The organism is Paraburkholderia sp. AV2 (genome assembly GCF_054968425.1).
The window spans coordinates 1-13,786 of sequence record NZ_JBANLK010000025.1 but is presented as its reverse complement, the minus strand read 5'-3'; the positions used below and the strand labels follow the sequence as shown (position 1 = coordinate 13,786).

Sequence of the window (13,786 nt, the reverse complement as noted above, 5' to 3'; positions counted from 1 at the left end):
GGCGACCGGTCGCGAGCGCAATATGCCGAGATGTCAAAGAGGGTAGCGACCGGTCTGCTCCGGAGACGATGTCTCACGACGCTTGTGTCATTTGATCGTTTTGCGTTTGAGGGAGGGAATCATCGCAAGCATAGCGAGGCTGATTGCCAGAAGCAGGAGCCACGAATCGGAGAACTCCCCGCGCCAGTCACGCAGAAAGCCGAAACTGAGCGGCCCAAGCGCTGCGATCATGTAGCCGATGCACAGGACAAACATCGTCCATGCGTGGCCGTCGCTGGCTTTGGCGGCGTTGTCGAGCGGCAGCATCATCCCCATCGCGAAGCATACGCCCTGGCCGAATGCAATTGCGACAACGAACAGAGTTGGCCACGTAGAGGGGAGGAATGCCAGTCCGAGGAAACCCACAGCCGAGATAATTGTTCCCAAAAGGAGCCAGAGGCGGCGGTCTCCGGACTTCCCGGCAAATCCTCCTGCTGCAAAGCTGCCGGCTGCGAGAAAAAGCGTGAATACGCTGAGCATCAACCCACCGGGGATGTCGCTCATATGCTCTTCATTATTCCAGGGCGCAAGCCATGCAAGGCATGCGTACGCAACAAACTGACTCAATCCGAAAAAGACTGCAAGCAGCCAGGCGCGGCCTTCGTGCCACGGCAGTGCGATCTCTGCCCGAGCTTTTTGATCGGCGGGATGGGCAGTTTGACGACGCATATGGCGCGCGAGATAGCTCCAACTGGCGAGTGCGGTTACGGCAATAACGCACCACATGCCTGCGCCATATCGCCAGTTCTTGAAGAGCGCGGCAATATAGCCGGTGCCGACGGCTGCGATTGTCGCGCCGATGCTGAGTCCACCGGCATAGATGCCCATGAACAGCGACGCCTGATCAGCGAAGTGTTCCTTGATCCAACCACCGATCAGCGCACCGGCAACTGCGATGCCGATACCGACCAGCGCGGTCCAGAACAGCAGCACGGGTGCGGAAGTCGCAAGCGCACGAAAAAAAATGGCAAGACCAAGAAGTAGCAATGACAGCGCGATGGTGCGCTCAATGCCCAGCCTGCGGCTGAGGGCCGGCACGCACAGGACGAATAGCCCCATGCATACATCAGGAATGGACGTCAACAACGCGGCTTCGGAGTAGGTCAGTCTGAAGTGTTGCCGTATCGACAGGAGAATGGGACCGATCGATACGATCCCCGGTCGAAGTGCCAGCGATACGATGAGCAGCAGCACAATCGGGGCGAGCAGGGAGGTGGCTGGTCTTTCGTCGGTTCGCGTGCGGGTATTCATTGGGAAACCTGTCCGTCAAGATGGGATGATGTTGCGAGATGTTATTTTTTTCGAGCACGGAGCGAAATGACGATGCGTGACAAGATTCGTCGCGGAAGTGACAAGTCCCAGCGGGAAGAGAAAAGCCTTGATCCCGGCGCTTATCAATCCGTGCCGCGCGTCATAACCGGAATGGCTCGTAATGAAGCGACGGGCGGCTACATTCCCGCGCACAGTCATCCGCGCGGACAGTTGCTTTATGCAACCTCCGGGTTGATGCGGGCGGCTACAGAAAACGGCATATGGCTGTTGCCTCCACAAAGGGGCTTATGGATTCCGGCGCATGTCGTCCACGACCAGTTGATGCTGAGTCCCACGTTGATCCGGACCGTGTACATCGAACCGGCCGTCTCCCGGCGCTTCGGCAACACATGCCGGACGCTGGAAATCCGTCCTTTGTTGCGGGAGCTGATTCTTGCCCTGCTCGCCGAACCTGTCGAATATGCACTGACCGATAGAAACCTTCATATCGTCGACCTGATTCTGAGCGAACTAGATATCGCTCCTTCTCTGGCCGTCCATATTCCGTGGCCGCGTGACCGCAGGCTGTTATCGATCTGTGAGTCCATCCTCGATGCGCCGCATACGCCCATGACTATCGATTACTGGTCCGAGCGCGTGGGCGCAAGCGCGCGCACACTGATACGGCTTTTCATCCGGGAGACGGGCCTGACGTTCCGGCAGTGGGTTCAGCAGGTACGCCTCGCCGAGGCACTCAGCCGGCTTGCGCATGGCGACCCGGTATTCCAGATAGCCGAAGAACTGGGATATGCCAGCCCGAGTGCGTTCAGCGCCATGTTTCGTCAGGTCATGGGGCAGGCGCCCACCGATTATCTGCAGGAGCGGCCGTGATGTGCCGCCGTCGGATCAGGTGCCTTGCGCCGGAAAGTCAACGGCGAAGATCTCGCCAAGATAAGCGAGAACGGCCTTGATACGTGGCACGCGGTGCAAATACTGATTGGTGCTGATCCACACGTCACGATGCACGTGAATATCTTGCTGAAGCACACCAACGAGTCCGAAGCGCTCCGCCCGCGCAAATGCCGGCAACATGACGATGCCAGCGCCCGCTGCGGCAGCGAACATCTGGGCAAGCATACTGCTGGAATAGAAGTTGATTTCAGGATGATCAATTGTCTCATCGAGCCAGCGCACGGCATCGAGCTGGATGAGGTCGTCGATATAGCCCACGAACATGTGTTTGTGCAGTTCATCGGGCGAACGAGGCGTGCCATGACGCTCCAGATATTCGGCACTGGCATATAGATGAAGCGGAAAGCGCCCGATGCGGCGCGTTTCCACATTAGCGCCGCGGGGCTCGAAAAAGCCGAGGAAGATGTCCGCTTCGCGTTGAGAGATTCGCACGTCATGCGACGAAGTGATGAGTTCGATGACGATACCAGGATGCGTCTGCCGGAAACGGGTTAGCTGTTCGCTCAGATAAAGCGAGGCGATGCCTTCCATTGTGGCGATGCGGACGTGACCGGCGAGGCCGGGCGCACCGTTCTCCAGCGTGTCGGCCAGGGTGAGCAGACTGGCCTCGACCGCTTCGACATGCACCAGCATCTCGCGTCCTTGTGCATTGAGGCGGCAACCTTGCCGATCCCGCTCGAACACAGGTGTCTCCAGCGCGAACTCCAGTGCCGAGATGCGTCGGCCGACGGTGGCGTGATCCATTCCGAGACTGCGCCCGGCACGCGATAAATTGCCGTGGCGCGCAACCGCGAGAAATACCCGGAGGTCGTCCCAGATCAGCTTGTTGATGTTCATGGGTGTTTCCCGTGTCTTTGGTCAGCCTCTATCTTCGCTGTGCATATTTGCACACGCTAGTGATTGTTTTCTGATTTTGGGTTTGCCAGGCGATCTTTAAACTGCCTTCACCTTCGCGTCAGCATGCTGCAGCGCGGCCAATCCCGTTCACCTGGAGAAATTGCATGCCGAACTCCGATATTGACTGGCAGGCTGTCCTGGCCAGTCAGCGCTTCCAGAAGCTCGCTCGCCGCCGTCGAAATATCGTTCTCACGCTGGGAATATTGGCTGCTGTTTACTACTTCGCGATTCCCGTTCTGATCGCCGGAGCACCTGGCTGGTTTCGCATCCGTATCACAGACGGTCTCAATCTCGGCACACTGTTCGCCATCTCGCAATATCCATTCGGTGGCCTGATCGCGTGGGTGTTTCTGAGGCGTACCGCTTCGCTCGATCACGAAGCGCAACTATTCACACAGGACAGGCAGCAGGCTTCGCCGGTGGGGGAGATAGCGTGATCCAGCATCGCGGGTTGACCTTCCTTGTTTTTGCGCTAGTGATTGCTTCAACACTCCTCATCACCTATTACGCCTCGCGGCGAAATCGCACAGCCGGTGACTTCTATACTGCCGGCGGTGCGATCAGTCCTGCGCGGAACGGTCTTGCCATCGCTGGCGACTATCTCTCGGCCGCCGCTTTCCTTGGGGCTTCGGGGCTGATCGCGCTTTACGGTTTCGACGGCATTATCTATCTGGTCGGATTCTTCGCAGCCTTTATTCCCGTACTGCTATTCATCGCGGAACCCTGCCGCAATCTTGGACGCTACACGATCGGCGACGTGCTCGTGATGCGTAACGGTTTCCGATCGACGAAAGCCGTGTCGGCACTATCGAGCGTCGTCGTCGCGCTGGCGTACATGATTCCGCAGGTGGTCGGCGGCGCCGTGATTGTGCGGGCGCTGGTTGGCATCGACTATACCGTGTCCGTGCTCGGCGTAGGCGTCCTCATGCTGATCTACGTGGCCTGCGGCGGCATGCGCGCAACAACCTGGGTTCAGGTGATCAAGGCTATCTTGTTGATCGGCGCTTCATTCATCCTGGTCGTGCTTGCCTGGATGCCGTTTGGCTTCAGGGCGCCGGCGTTCATGCAGGCGATCGTGGACAGTCCGCTCATACAAGCGCATGTCGCCAGCTTTTCCGCTGCTGCCGGGCTCTCCGGGCAAGCTCTCGGCTGGCGCTTCATGGAGCCGGGCCTGTATCTGGATAAGCCGCTCGAACTCTTTTCGCTCGGTCTTGCCCTTGTGCTGGGCACGGCTGCGATGCCGCATATCATGATGCGGTTTTTCACCGTCAAAGATGCAAAGGCGGCGCGTCATTCGGTGTTGTGGGCCATGCTCAGCATCGGCGCCTGCCATCTGTTCATCGTGGTCATCGGTCTTGCCGCCGCGTGGTATGTCGGCGCGCCGCGCATCGTTGCGTTCGATAAAGGCGGCAACCTCGCTGCGCCGTTGTTGGCGCAGGCGCTGGCGGGGGGAGCCACCAGCGTGGGCGGCGACCTGATGCTCGCATTTGTTGCGGCAGTTGCCTTCGCGACCATTGTTGCCGTGGTTGCCGGGCTCACGCTTGCCGCTGCGTCGTCACTGGCCCACGACGTCTATGTTGGTGCGTGGCGCAACGGCGAGGCAAGCGAGCGGCAGCAGGTCACAGCAGCTCGCATCGCAACGCTGTTCGTCGGCGTGGTGGCCATTGCCGTGAGCATTCTCGAGCGCGGGCAGAACGTGGCCCAGTTGGTTGGATTGGGTTATGCGGTTGCGGCATCGGCAAATTTGCCGGCGCTCGTGCTCACCTTGTACTGGAAACGTTGCACGACACAAGGCGTGATCGTCGGTATTGTCGGCGGCACGATCGTTGCCGTGGCGCTCGTGCTGATTTCTCCGAATATGAACTATCCGGCTCTCGTGCGCGAAGGTGCGCAACAGCGTGCCGAAGCCATCGCGCTGCATCTTTCCTCCGTGCACGACGTCGCGCAGCGCGATACGTTGCTTGTGGAGCAGGCGGCCGCGGAGGCGACAGCGCGCGGTATCGCGCCCGACGCGACGAGTTTTGTCGGCCTGCGCAAACCGTTGATCGGATTGCGTAATCCAGGCGTCATCTCGATCCCTGTCGGCTTTTTGCTCGTTATCCTGGTCTCATTGATCACCCGCGATCCGCTCGCTGCGTCGCGGTGGGCAGAGCTCGTGGTCCGTCGAGAGACGGCGTGGCAAGCCGTGCCCGCCACTGATCACTAGATTGAATTTGCATAAAAGGAAATTCTTATGTCTCAGCTTCCTCTCGTCAAAGTGGCAGCCGCGCACGCCGCGCCGGTTTTTCTCAATCGCCGCGAAACGGTCGCCAAGGCCATCGATCTGATCCGCGAAGCCAGTCAGAACGGCGCGCAGCTCATTGCCTTCCCGGAGTCGTTCATACCGGCATTTCCGGTGTGGGCTGCCCTGTGGGCTCCAATCGACAATCATGACCTGTTCGAACGCTTCACCGAAGAGAGCCTCTATGCCGATGGCCCTGAAATCGAGCAAATTGCGGCCGAAGCTGCCCGCAACGGCATCTACGTCTCGCTCGGCTTCAGCGAGCGATCACATGCGAGTGTTGGTTGCCTCTGGAATTCGACTGTGCTCATCGATGCTCAGGGCGTGGTTATCAATCATCATCGCAAGCTCGTCCCGACCTTCTATGAGAAGCTTCTTTGGGCCTCAGGCGATGGTGCCGGACTGCAGGTTGCCGACACGCCCATTGGCCGCATTGGGGGTTTGATCTGCGGAGAGAACACGAATCCATTGGCGCGTTATTCGCTAATGGCGCAGGGCGAGCAGATCCATATTTCGAGCTGGCCGGCGCTCTGGCCGACGCGGCGTCCGGTGACCGGTCGCAACTTCGATAATGTTGCGGCGAATCGGTTGCGCGCGGGAGCGCACTCGTTCGAAGCAAAGGCATTTGGCATTATCTGCGCTGGATACATGGACGCGCAGATGCGGGACTTTTTGATCGCACGGAACCCCGAAGCGGCTGCCGTGCTCGACGGGTCGTCCCGTGCGGCAACGATGTTCGTCGATCCAACCGGTTCACCCGTGGGTGATCTGCTGTGCGAGAAAGAGGGGATCGCTTATGCCGAATTCGATTTGAATCGCTGTATCGAGCCGAAGCAGTTTCACGACGTGGTCGGCTACTACAATCGCTTCGACATTTTTGCTCTGAGTGTCGACCGCGCGCGTCAAGAGCCGGTCACCTGGCGAGAACGGAAAATGGCGCAAGCGAGCCCCGAGGTCGAGGTGGAGGACGCAGGTTGAATTTGCTGGAGGCGGGGGCTTCTGGGTTGCAAACGTCGCCCGTCAATCGATACCACACCACGTCTTCGGTGTCGGGGAGATCGCGCTGATACGCCTCAGTGGTTACCGAAACGAATGAATTATCGTGGCGACCTCTTATCACCAGCGTGGTCCGATGGGACGCGCCACTATCATGACGTCGTCTGCATCGTCCGTGAAGCCTCAAAATTTGAGTGGCATATTCTCAAGATATGAGAAATTGAATCCTGTAACTGGACTCAGCCCGAGGCGAGTTCCAAAGGCCTCAAATGGGCCGCTCATGAGGGGAAACATCCACTAGAATCGAACATAGTCTTCTCAGAATACGGACAAGTGACGTGGACCGACTTGAAGCTATGGCAATGCTGATCGCGGCTGTCGACAAAGGCAGTTTGTCGGCTGCCGCGCGCGATCTGAACGTGCCAGTACCTACGCTCACGCGTAAGGTCAGCGACCTGGAGGAGCAGCTCGGGACAAAATTGCTCACACGGACGACGCGCAAATTGACGTTGACCGACACGGGTCTTGCCTACGTGACGGCTGCACGCCGAATTCTCGACCTCGTCGAGGAGCAGGAGCGTGAAGCCGCAGGGGAATTCACGGCGCCGCGCGGTGACCTGGTCGTCGCCTCTTCCAATCTTTTCGGGCGCATGCACGTCCTGCCTTTGATTACCGATTTCATTGCGTTGTTTCCCGAAATCAATGTGAAGCTGGTGCAGTCCGACCGGAACGTTGATCTGGTCGACGACCGCGTTGATCTGGCGGTGCGTCTAGGCAAACTGCCTGACAGCGGCATGATTGCGACGCGAGTGGGATCGTTTCGCGTGGTAGTTTGCGCAAGCCCCGCCTTTCTTGCGGGACACGGCGTACCGCAACATCCGTCCGAGCTGCTCGACATGCCGTGTGTGATGTTCAATGGTCCGATGCTTTCGCCTGAATGGAGTTTCAAGGTGCCGGCAACTGGCGAACGCCTGGTTGTTCCCGTCGCGCCGCGTCTTCAGGTATCAACGCCGGATTCTGCAGTCGATGCTGCAACGCGCGGTGTCGGGTTCACACAGCTACTGCATTACCACGTCGCCGATGAGATCGACGAAGGCAGGTTGCAGATTGTCTTGCCGGATTTCGAAGTCGAGCGAGTGCCGATTCATCTCGTTCACGTTTCGCGTAACCTGATGCCACTCAAACTGCGGCGCTTTATCGATTTCGTTGCGCCGCGTTTGCGAGAGTCGCTAGCCCGCTTTCAGTGAGCTTCCCATCGTGGACAACGTGGCCGGTTTGCGCCGCGCGTCGTCATTAGCGGTCGAGCCTTGGCGGCCGGTTGGCCATCGACGCCGCGCGGCTCAACCTGCGCGCTTAACGCCCTGCGGCGGCGCCACCATCTACCGCGAGAATAACACCGGTAGTAAAGTCAGCGTCCGTGAGATATCGAACTGCATCGACAATCTCCTTCACCTGGCCAAGTCGCCCAAACGGATTCAGAGTCGAGAGGAAGGCATGCTTTTCCGGGCTGTGGAGCGGGGTATCGACTACGCCGGGTGCTACCGCATTGACCTTGATGTTGTGCCTGGCAAGCTCGGTCGCAAGCGAACGGGTCGCCTGATTGAGGCCACCCTTCACCAGTGCCGGTAACGTGGCAGGCACGTTTGCATTGGGTTGAATGCCCACCACAGCCGTGATGTTGACGATATGTCCGCCGCCCTTTTCGGTCATATGCGCGGCCGCGATCTGAGTCGGATAGAAAAAACCGCGCAGGTTGGTGTCGATCAGCGTGTCGAAGTCGTCAGCCGTGTAGTGCGTGATCGGCTTCGCGATAAAGATGCCGGCGTTGTTGACGAGAATATCGACTTTCCCGAATCGGTCGATCGCGGCATCGAACAGGCGTCGCGACGTGTCGGCGACTGCGATGTCGCCTTCCACGCCGATATAATTTGCGGGATTGCCGAGCTTGACTGCCGCCGCTTCCAGTCGCTCGCGTGAGCGTCCATTGCCGACGACATTGAAGCCAGACGTCAGGTATGACTGAGCGAGTGCGAAGCCAATGCCGCTCGAGGCTCCGGTGATGATGACGGTGCGAGACATGATGAACTCCTGAAAATAAAAAGAAGGATTGTTGGCTTGACTGGCTGGCCAAACCGGCGGATCACGATGATGCTTCGCCGCGCTTGTCCGGGATATCTCTCTCAATCGATTCGAGCCTGGTGAGCACATTCATCATCACATTGATCGCCAGCGCCGCGACGATTGCGACGATCTCCGTATCCGTGAATCCCGATGCGCGGATCTGGTCGATATCGGCGTCGGCAATATGTCCTCGGTATCGAATCACCTGATCTGCGAAAGTGATGGCGGCCGACGCGCGTATGTCGAGTCCGGCTCGTTCGACGTTTCTCGTTCCCACCCAGGCAAGCGCCGCAGCACCGGCGGATGTAGCCGTGGCGTGATCGATGTGCTCGAGTGTTGCAATGTTGAGCGAATTCGAGAGTGCCTTGCGCATCGCGGCGTAACTATCGAGGACAGACTCACCCTGTGCGACTGCGTCGCGCGAACTCGTTGGCGTGTCCTTGCCGGTCCGTGTACGCTTTGCCCGGGCACGCGAGGATTTGAGCGGATCTCCGCGTACAGATGTGATCAACTGACGCATAGCGGTTGTCCTCCATGAGATGGTTCGCATGTCAATGCGAAAGACCGTATTAGCTACGCCGTACCGCACCATACGGAGCGACCGACACGGTGCGCGAATTCAAATCCGGTCAGGATCGACATCGTCATTCACGTTCTCGGCAAGAATCATCTCGTCCCAGTTCACTGGCCGCTGACTGGTCCCCCCTTTGGGCCGAAATACCGTATCTCCGCGTCGGATACTTTGGCCTGTTAATGAACAGAGTCCGTTGCGTGATGCCACGCCTTTTTGCCAGGTTTGATAGCCGTAGCGGCCTGCAGTGGATGTTTGCCATGACACGACAATCAGTCTGGACGTCAAAACATCAACCACACTGACTTTGCGCTCGACGAATTTGGACACGGGAACGCGTTGGCAAACGCGCAACGCTGCGTTCGTGGGATTGCTGCGGGAGCCTGCCCTCAAACCTGAGCAATGCACGACATCGGATAGGCTACGTTGTGCAGTTTCGCGCATATGAAATCTCCCGATCTGTTTGATGGCAATCGTTCAGATAGCGTCACGACATCTCTAGTCGATACGACCGCACGCGCGACCAAGCCGGGAAGAACGAGGTCGGAACAGTCGTTTGTCCATTGGCAATTGTGCCGATCACCGGGTTTGTGGTGAATCCATCAAATCCGAGAGACATATCTTCAAAAAGTGACGAAGTGGAGTCACCTCGTATGCGGGACAATGCAGCTATCGAGTTCCTCACAACATTCCACGCGGTCCATCGATCTCTTTTGGCGCTATCCAAAGCTGCGGAAGAAAAAGTCGACGAGACCGTATCGGATACGCTTGCATTTCTCGGGCGAGTACAGAATGATCACTGATGCGTGATTTCTTCGACTATGGGGCTTTCCATTTGAAAATAAGTTGCATAATAAAACTTATGAGGCGGTCAATGTTGAAAAGGAAACGATCTGCACTGGCAGGCTTTCTGGCGCTCGGCATCGCGACGGGAAGTGTCGGTGTGCATGCACAGGTCTCCGAGAGTGGCTATACGCTCCCGATGAACCTTGCTCTGCAGGGTGCGCTTGAAGCGGTGCGAACCTGCGCAGCGTCTGGATACGATGTGACGGCGACTGTCGTCGACGTGGCGGGGACGCCGCAGGTGGTACTGCGCGGCGATCACGCTACTATCCACACGAAAGACTCGGCTTTCCGAAAGGCTTATACGATCGTCACGATGGGGCCGATCTTCCATATCGACACAACGAGCCAGTTTCTCGCATTGCTGTCCAAATATCCTGCTCTCGCCGGCCAAGGACTTGCATCGACGCCGAATGTCGTTGCTCTCCCCGGCGGGGCGGCCATAAAGTTTCATGACGAAATCGTTGGCGGAATTGGTGTTGGCGGCTCGCCGGGGGGTGACAAGGACGAAGTTTGTGCGAAAGCAGGTGCCGCCAAAGTGGAGAGCTTGATCCTGCATTGATTCAGGGGTGCAGGAACAGCGGGTAGATTGATGTCGTACAACCCTTTGGGTGCGCGTGGCGCCATCCTGGGGCAACCGTTTTGCGTTGTCGGGAAAATACCGATCTGATAGCTGAACAGCAGCTCTCAGTACGTGCTGTCCGGATGTAAGAACACTCGCTACCGGATGACGACATCCAGTGCGTTGTTGATGACGATAGTCAGAAGGAGCAAGAAAATGGCAGTGGAATCACGGACACGCGGTGTCGATCATGTTGGCCTGACAGTGCGCAATCTGGCCGATACCCGGGACTTCTTTATCGACTGTCTCGGCTGGGAACAGGTCGGGGAGAAGCCGGAGTATCCGGCGATTTTCGTCTCCGACGGTTATGCCCGGTTGACACTCTGGGAGGTAAAGAATCTGGAGCATGTAGTGGCATTCGATCGCAAGTCGAACATCGGCCTGCATCATCTTGCTATCAAGGTCGAGAGCCCGGATGCTCTCGACGATATCTTCCACCGTGTTTCGAACTGGCCCGGCGTGCAAGTCGAATTTATGCCGGAGCCGCTGGGAAAAGGACCGAAGACGCATACGATGATCTACGAGCCGGGCGGCATTCGCATTGAATTCAATTACGCACCGGGCGTCTGATGGATAGCGCTGGCACAAGGATAAGGTACTGGACTCGCAGTTTGGGATGAAATCGGATCTCGTTCATCCGTTCATTTCTTTGCACCGCGTTCCTGAGAGGCGAGGAAAGCGATCAGGCTAGCTGCGCAAAGGAAGATGGCGGCGGTGTACTCGGCGGCACGGACGCCGGACAACGTCACAGGGTCACCGAGTAATGCTCCGAGCACGGCTACGCCGATAACGCCACCAGCCTGGCGCGCACTGTTCAAAATACCGGAGGCGAGGCCGCCCTGACTACGCGCTACGGAATCCAGGACTGCAAGGCCCATGGCAGGCGTTGTTACGCCGGCGCCTAACCCGATGATGATAAGCGGCAGGATCGAAGCTTGGGGTACCAGAAGGCGTTCGGGCACAGCGAGTAGCAGCACGCCGAACCCGGCTGCGAGATGTCCCCAAATGAGCGGCTTAAATGGACTGTACTTGCGCAGGATTCTTGTACCAATGCGTGTCCCACCGGCAAGCGCAAGAGTCATCGGCAAAAAGAGCAGCCCGGCAGACATCGGCGTCAAATCGAAGAGACGTTGAAATTTGAGGCTAAGAACGAAGATGAGACCGTAAATGGCTACGTTATGCAGCGATCCCGCGAGAGAAACTGGACCGAGCGTGCGAATCGTCAAGAGTTGCAATGGCAGCATCGGGCTCTTTTGCCGGCCCTCTACGATGAGGAAGGTGCCAGCGAATACCACGCACGCTACACCTGAAGCGACCAGACCCGCGCCGTGCGAAGCAGGGCGGCCGGAGCTGATGAGCGCATAGGTGGCGCTAGCCAGAGTAGCGACGCCGAGCAATTGACCGAGCGGGTCGAGCGAGCGCGTGACGTGGTGCGCGGCTTTGGGCACATGACCATGCGTCATCCAGAGCGCGAGCAGGCCCACAGGCAGATTGACGAGAAAGATGCTGCGCCAGCCGAGCGTCTGCACGAGGACTCCTCCGAGCACAGGACCGACCGCAATGCCCACCGCGCCTGCGCTCGCCCACGCGCCGATCGCCTTCGATCGCTGCGTCGCGTCCAGAAAGGTGTGATTGATGGCAGCGAGCGAGTTCGGCAGCAGCAATGCGGCACCGACGCCCTGCAAAATACGTGCAAACTGCAGGGAGGTCATCGTAGGTGCGACGCCACAGAGGCCGGAAGCAATAGTGAAGACGAGCAACCCCGTCATAAAGATACCTTTCACGCCAAGTCTGTCGCCGATCGCACCGGAGCCGAGGAGGAGGCTGGCGAAAATCATCGCGTAGCCGTCCACAAGCCACTGGAGCGACGCCACATTCGAATGAAAGTCCGTACCGATTCGTGCGAGCGCGAGATTCACGATCGAGGTGTCCAGCACGATCATGAAGAATGCAGCGCTGGTAGCCAGAACTGGAACCCAGTAAGCGAGGAAATTTGACTGAGATGATGTCCGATTATCGATGGTGTTCATGAGTTGCGTATCACGCTTTTGGGCTTGATGTGGACAGTAGTGGCGGCCGCGACGTTGCTTTGCGTTCTGGGGTCGAGTCGAACCTGGTGATCCGCACCCTCCCGGTCGCGTTGTCTCGCGATAGATATTGCCTTCTCCGCTCCCATTTTTTAATTCACTAAATTCGAGTTACTTTTTCTCGAAAACTGGATAGACATCTTGGACCGTCTGGAAGCAATGAGCATGCTGCTCGCGGCGGCGGAGAAAGGCAGTCTTTCTGCCGCTGCCCGAGGACTCAACATTCCCATACCGACGCTCACACGCAAAGTTAGCGAGCTGGAGGCCCAATTGGGTACCAAGCTTCTGCTGCGCACGACGCGCAAGCTGACACTAACCGATGCGGGTAATGCCTACGCGGTCGCTGCGCGGCAGATACTGGAACTTGTCGAAGAGCAGGAGAGAGATGTAGCGGGCGAATTCACGGTACCGCGCGGGGAACTCGTGGTTGCAACGCCTGTATTGTTTGGTCGTGTGCACGTGCTACCGAAAATCGTCGATTTCCTCGCGCTATTTCCGGATATTAACGTGACGGTACTACAGTCGGATCGCAACATCGATCTGGTCGATTCACGTGTAGACGTCGCTGTTCGCATCGGGCGGCTGCCGGACAGTAATCTGATCGCCACCAGACTCTGTGCTTTTCGCGTCGTGGTATGCGGGAGCCCGGCGTTACTGGCCGGGCAAGGCGTGCCACGCCAGCCTGGCGATTTGACCTCCATGCCGACGGTCGTATTCACTGGTCCGATGCTATCTCCAACATGGCGTTTCAGATCGCCGGATTCCCATGAGTCGATGTCGGTGACCGTCAAACCACGGCTTCAGGTGTCGACACCCGATACGGCCGCGGAAGCGGCCATCCGTGGGATCGGCGTGACTCAATTGCTTCACTGTCACGTAGCCGAAGCCGTCGAGTCAGGCAAATTGAGCCTGCTCCTGGAAGAGTACGAAGTCGAGCCGGTACCGGTACATCTTGTGCACGTTTCACGTAATTTGATGCCATTGAAGCTGCGGCGTTTTATCGACTTCGTGGCGCCTCAATTGCGCGAGTCGCTGGCGAGGTTCGGCTCTTAGAAACGGTTTCAAAAAGAGTTCGTAGGGGCTGTTAACCCGTAACGCAACCTGTT

General features: G+C 58.0%; 14 protein-coding genes. 8 read left to right on the top strand and 6 right to left on the bottom strand.

Annotated elements, in window-relative coordinates; translation table 11 throughout:
• Positions 1-87: 87 nt before the first annotated feature.
• Positions 88-1,290: an MFS transporter gene (locus V8683_RS18010; RefSeq protein WP_411190757.1), complete on the bottom strand. Its 1,203-nt coding sequence runs from the start codon at positions 1,288-1,290 to the stop codon at positions 88-90.
• A gap of 72 nt (positions 1,291-1,362) precedes the next feature.
• Between V8683_RS18010 and V8683_RS18005 the strand changes: the two genes are divergently transcribed.
• Positions 1,363-2,181 (top strand): AraC family transcriptional regulator, encoded by an 819-nt coding sequence (locus V8683_RS18005; protein ID WP_411190758.1) that lies wholly within the window; start codon positions 1,363-1,365, stop codon positions 2,179-2,181.
• 15 nt (positions 2,182-2,196) lie between these two features.
• Here V8683_RS18005 and V8683_RS18000 read toward each other — a convergent pair whose 3' ends face one another.
• Positions 2,197-3,099 carry a LysR family transcriptional regulator gene (locus V8683_RS18000; RefSeq protein ID WP_411190759.1) on the bottom strand — a complete coding sequence of 301 codons (903 nt, stop codon included), beginning with the start codon at positions 3,097-3,099 and terminating at the stop codon, positions 2,197-2,199.
• 164 nt (positions 3,100-3,263) lie between these two features.
• Between V8683_RS18000 and V8683_RS17995 the strand changes: the two genes are divergently transcribed.
• The 4 genes from V8683_RS17995 to V8683_RS17980 all read left to right on the top strand — a co-directional run bounded on the left by V8683_RS17995 (position 3,264) and on the right by V8683_RS17980 (position 7,683).
• Positions 3,264-3,596 carry a DUF485 domain-containing protein gene (locus V8683_RS17995; RefSeq protein ID WP_411190760.1) on the top strand — a complete coding sequence of 111 codons (333 nt, stop codon included), beginning with the start codon at positions 3,264-3,266 and terminating at the stop codon, positions 3,594-3,596.
• The gene (locus tag V8683_RS17990) at positions 3,593-5,365 is read left to right on the top strand and encodes a solute symporter family protein (RefSeq protein WP_411190761.1); all 1,773 of its coding nucleotides are present in this window, start codon (positions 3,593-3,595) and stop codon (positions 5,363-5,365) included. Before V8683_RS17995 ends, V8683_RS17990 begins: the two co-directional genes overlap by 4 nt.
• Positions 5,366-5,392: 27 nt before the next feature.
• Entirely contained in the window at positions 5,393-6,418 is a 1,026-nt protein-coding gene (locus V8683_RS17985; protein WP_411190762.1) for a carbon-nitrogen hydrolase family protein, read from the top strand.
• Positions 6,419-6,774: 356 nt separating this feature from the next.
• Entirely contained in the window at positions 6,775-7,683 is a 909-nt protein-coding gene (locus V8683_RS17980) for a LysR substrate-binding domain-containing protein (protein ID WP_411190763.1), read from the top strand.
• A gap of 106 nt (positions 7,684-7,789) precedes the next feature.
• On the opposite strand, the gene V8683_RS17975 is transcribed toward V8683_RS17980, so the two are convergent.
• From V8683_RS17975 to V8683_RS17965, 3 genes are all read right to left on the bottom strand, one after another.
• On the bottom strand, positions 7,790-8,515 hold the full coding sequence (locus V8683_RS17975) for an SDR family NAD(P)-dependent oxidoreductase (RefSeq protein WP_411190764.1): 726 nt from the start codon (positions 8,513-8,515) through the stop codon (positions 7,790-7,792).
• Positions 8,516-8,576: 61 nt separating this feature from the next.
• Entirely contained in the window at positions 8,577-9,077 is a 501-nt protein-coding gene (locus tag V8683_RS17970) for a carboxymuconolactone decarboxylase family protein (protein WP_411190766.1), read from the bottom strand.
• A 99-nt stretch (positions 9,078-9,176) separates the two neighbouring features.
• Positions 9,177-9,458: a DUF3331 domain-containing protein gene (locus tag V8683_RS17965; RefSeq protein WP_411190767.1), complete on the bottom strand. Its 282-nt coding sequence runs from the start codon at positions 9,456-9,458 to the stop codon at positions 9,177-9,179.
• Positions 9,459-10,002: 544 nt separating this feature from the next.
• Between V8683_RS17965 and V8683_RS17960 the strand changes: the two genes are divergently transcribed.
• Positions 10,003-10,533, top strand: a complete 531-nt coding sequence (locus V8683_RS17960) for a GlcG/HbpS family heme-binding protein (protein ID WP_411190768.1) — start codon at positions 10,003-10,005, stop codon at positions 10,531-10,533.
• Between the two features lie 216 nt (positions 10,534-10,749).
• Positions 10,750-11,163, top strand: a complete 414-nt coding sequence (locus V8683_RS17955; RefSeq protein ID WP_411190769.1) for a VOC family protein — start codon at positions 10,750-10,752, stop codon at positions 11,161-11,163.
• A 71-nt stretch (positions 11,164-11,234) separates the two neighbouring features.
• Here the strand turns inward: V8683_RS17955 and V8683_RS17950 are convergent, their stop codons facing one another.
• A complete protein-coding gene (locus V8683_RS17950; RefSeq protein WP_411190770.1) occupies positions 11,235-12,623 on the bottom strand; it encodes an MFS transporter in 1,389 nt (462 codons plus the stop codon).
• A 198-nt stretch (positions 12,624-12,821) separates the two neighbouring features.
• Between V8683_RS17950 and V8683_RS17945 the strand changes: the two genes are divergently transcribed.
• A complete protein-coding gene (locus V8683_RS17945) occupies positions 12,822-13,733 on the top strand; it encodes a LysR substrate-binding domain-containing protein (RefSeq protein WP_411190771.1) in 912 nt (303 codons plus the stop codon).
• Positions 13,734-13,786 lie beyond the last annotated feature (53 nt).

Excerpts from the sequence above, each read along its gene's own strand:
- V8683_RS18010 (WP_411190757.1), bottom strand. The coding sequence starts at position 1,290 with ATGAATACCCGCACGCGAACCGACGAAAGACCAGCCACCTCCCTGCTC.
- V8683_RS18005 (WP_411190758.1), top strand. The coding sequence starts at position 1,363 with ATGCGTGACAAGATTCGTCGCGGAAGTGACAAGTCCCAGCGGGAAGAG.
- V8683_RS18000 (WP_411190759.1), bottom strand. The coding sequence starts at position 3,099 with ATGAACATCAACAAGCTGATCTGGGACGACCTCCGGGTATTTCTCGCG.
- V8683_RS17995 (WP_411190760.1), top strand. The coding sequence starts at position 3,264 with ATGCCGAACTCCGATATTGACTGGCAGGCTGTCCTGGCCAGTCAGCGC.
- V8683_RS17985 (WP_411190762.1), top strand. The coding sequence starts at position 5,393 with ATGTCTCAGCTTCCTCTCGTCAAAGTGGCAGCCGCGCACGCCGCGCCG.
- V8683_RS17975 (WP_411190764.1), bottom strand. The coding sequence starts at position 8,515 with ATGTCTCGCACCGTCATCATCACCGGAGCCTCGAGCGGCATTGGCTTC.
- V8683_RS17970 (WP_411190766.1), bottom strand. The coding sequence starts at position 9,077 with ATGCGTCAGTTGATCACATCTGTACGCGGAGATCCGCTCAAATCCTCG.
- V8683_RS17960 (WP_411190768.1), top strand. The coding sequence starts at position 10,003 with ATGTTGAAAAGGAAACGATCTGCACTGGCAGGCTTTCTGGCGCTCGGC.
- V8683_RS17955 (WP_411190769.1), top strand. The coding sequence starts at position 10,750 with ATGGCAGTGGAATCACGGACACGCGGTGTCGATCATGTTGGCCTGACA.
- V8683_RS17950 (WP_411190770.1), bottom strand. The coding sequence starts at position 12,623 with ATGAACACCATCGATAATCGGACATCATCTCAGTCAAATTTCCTCGCT.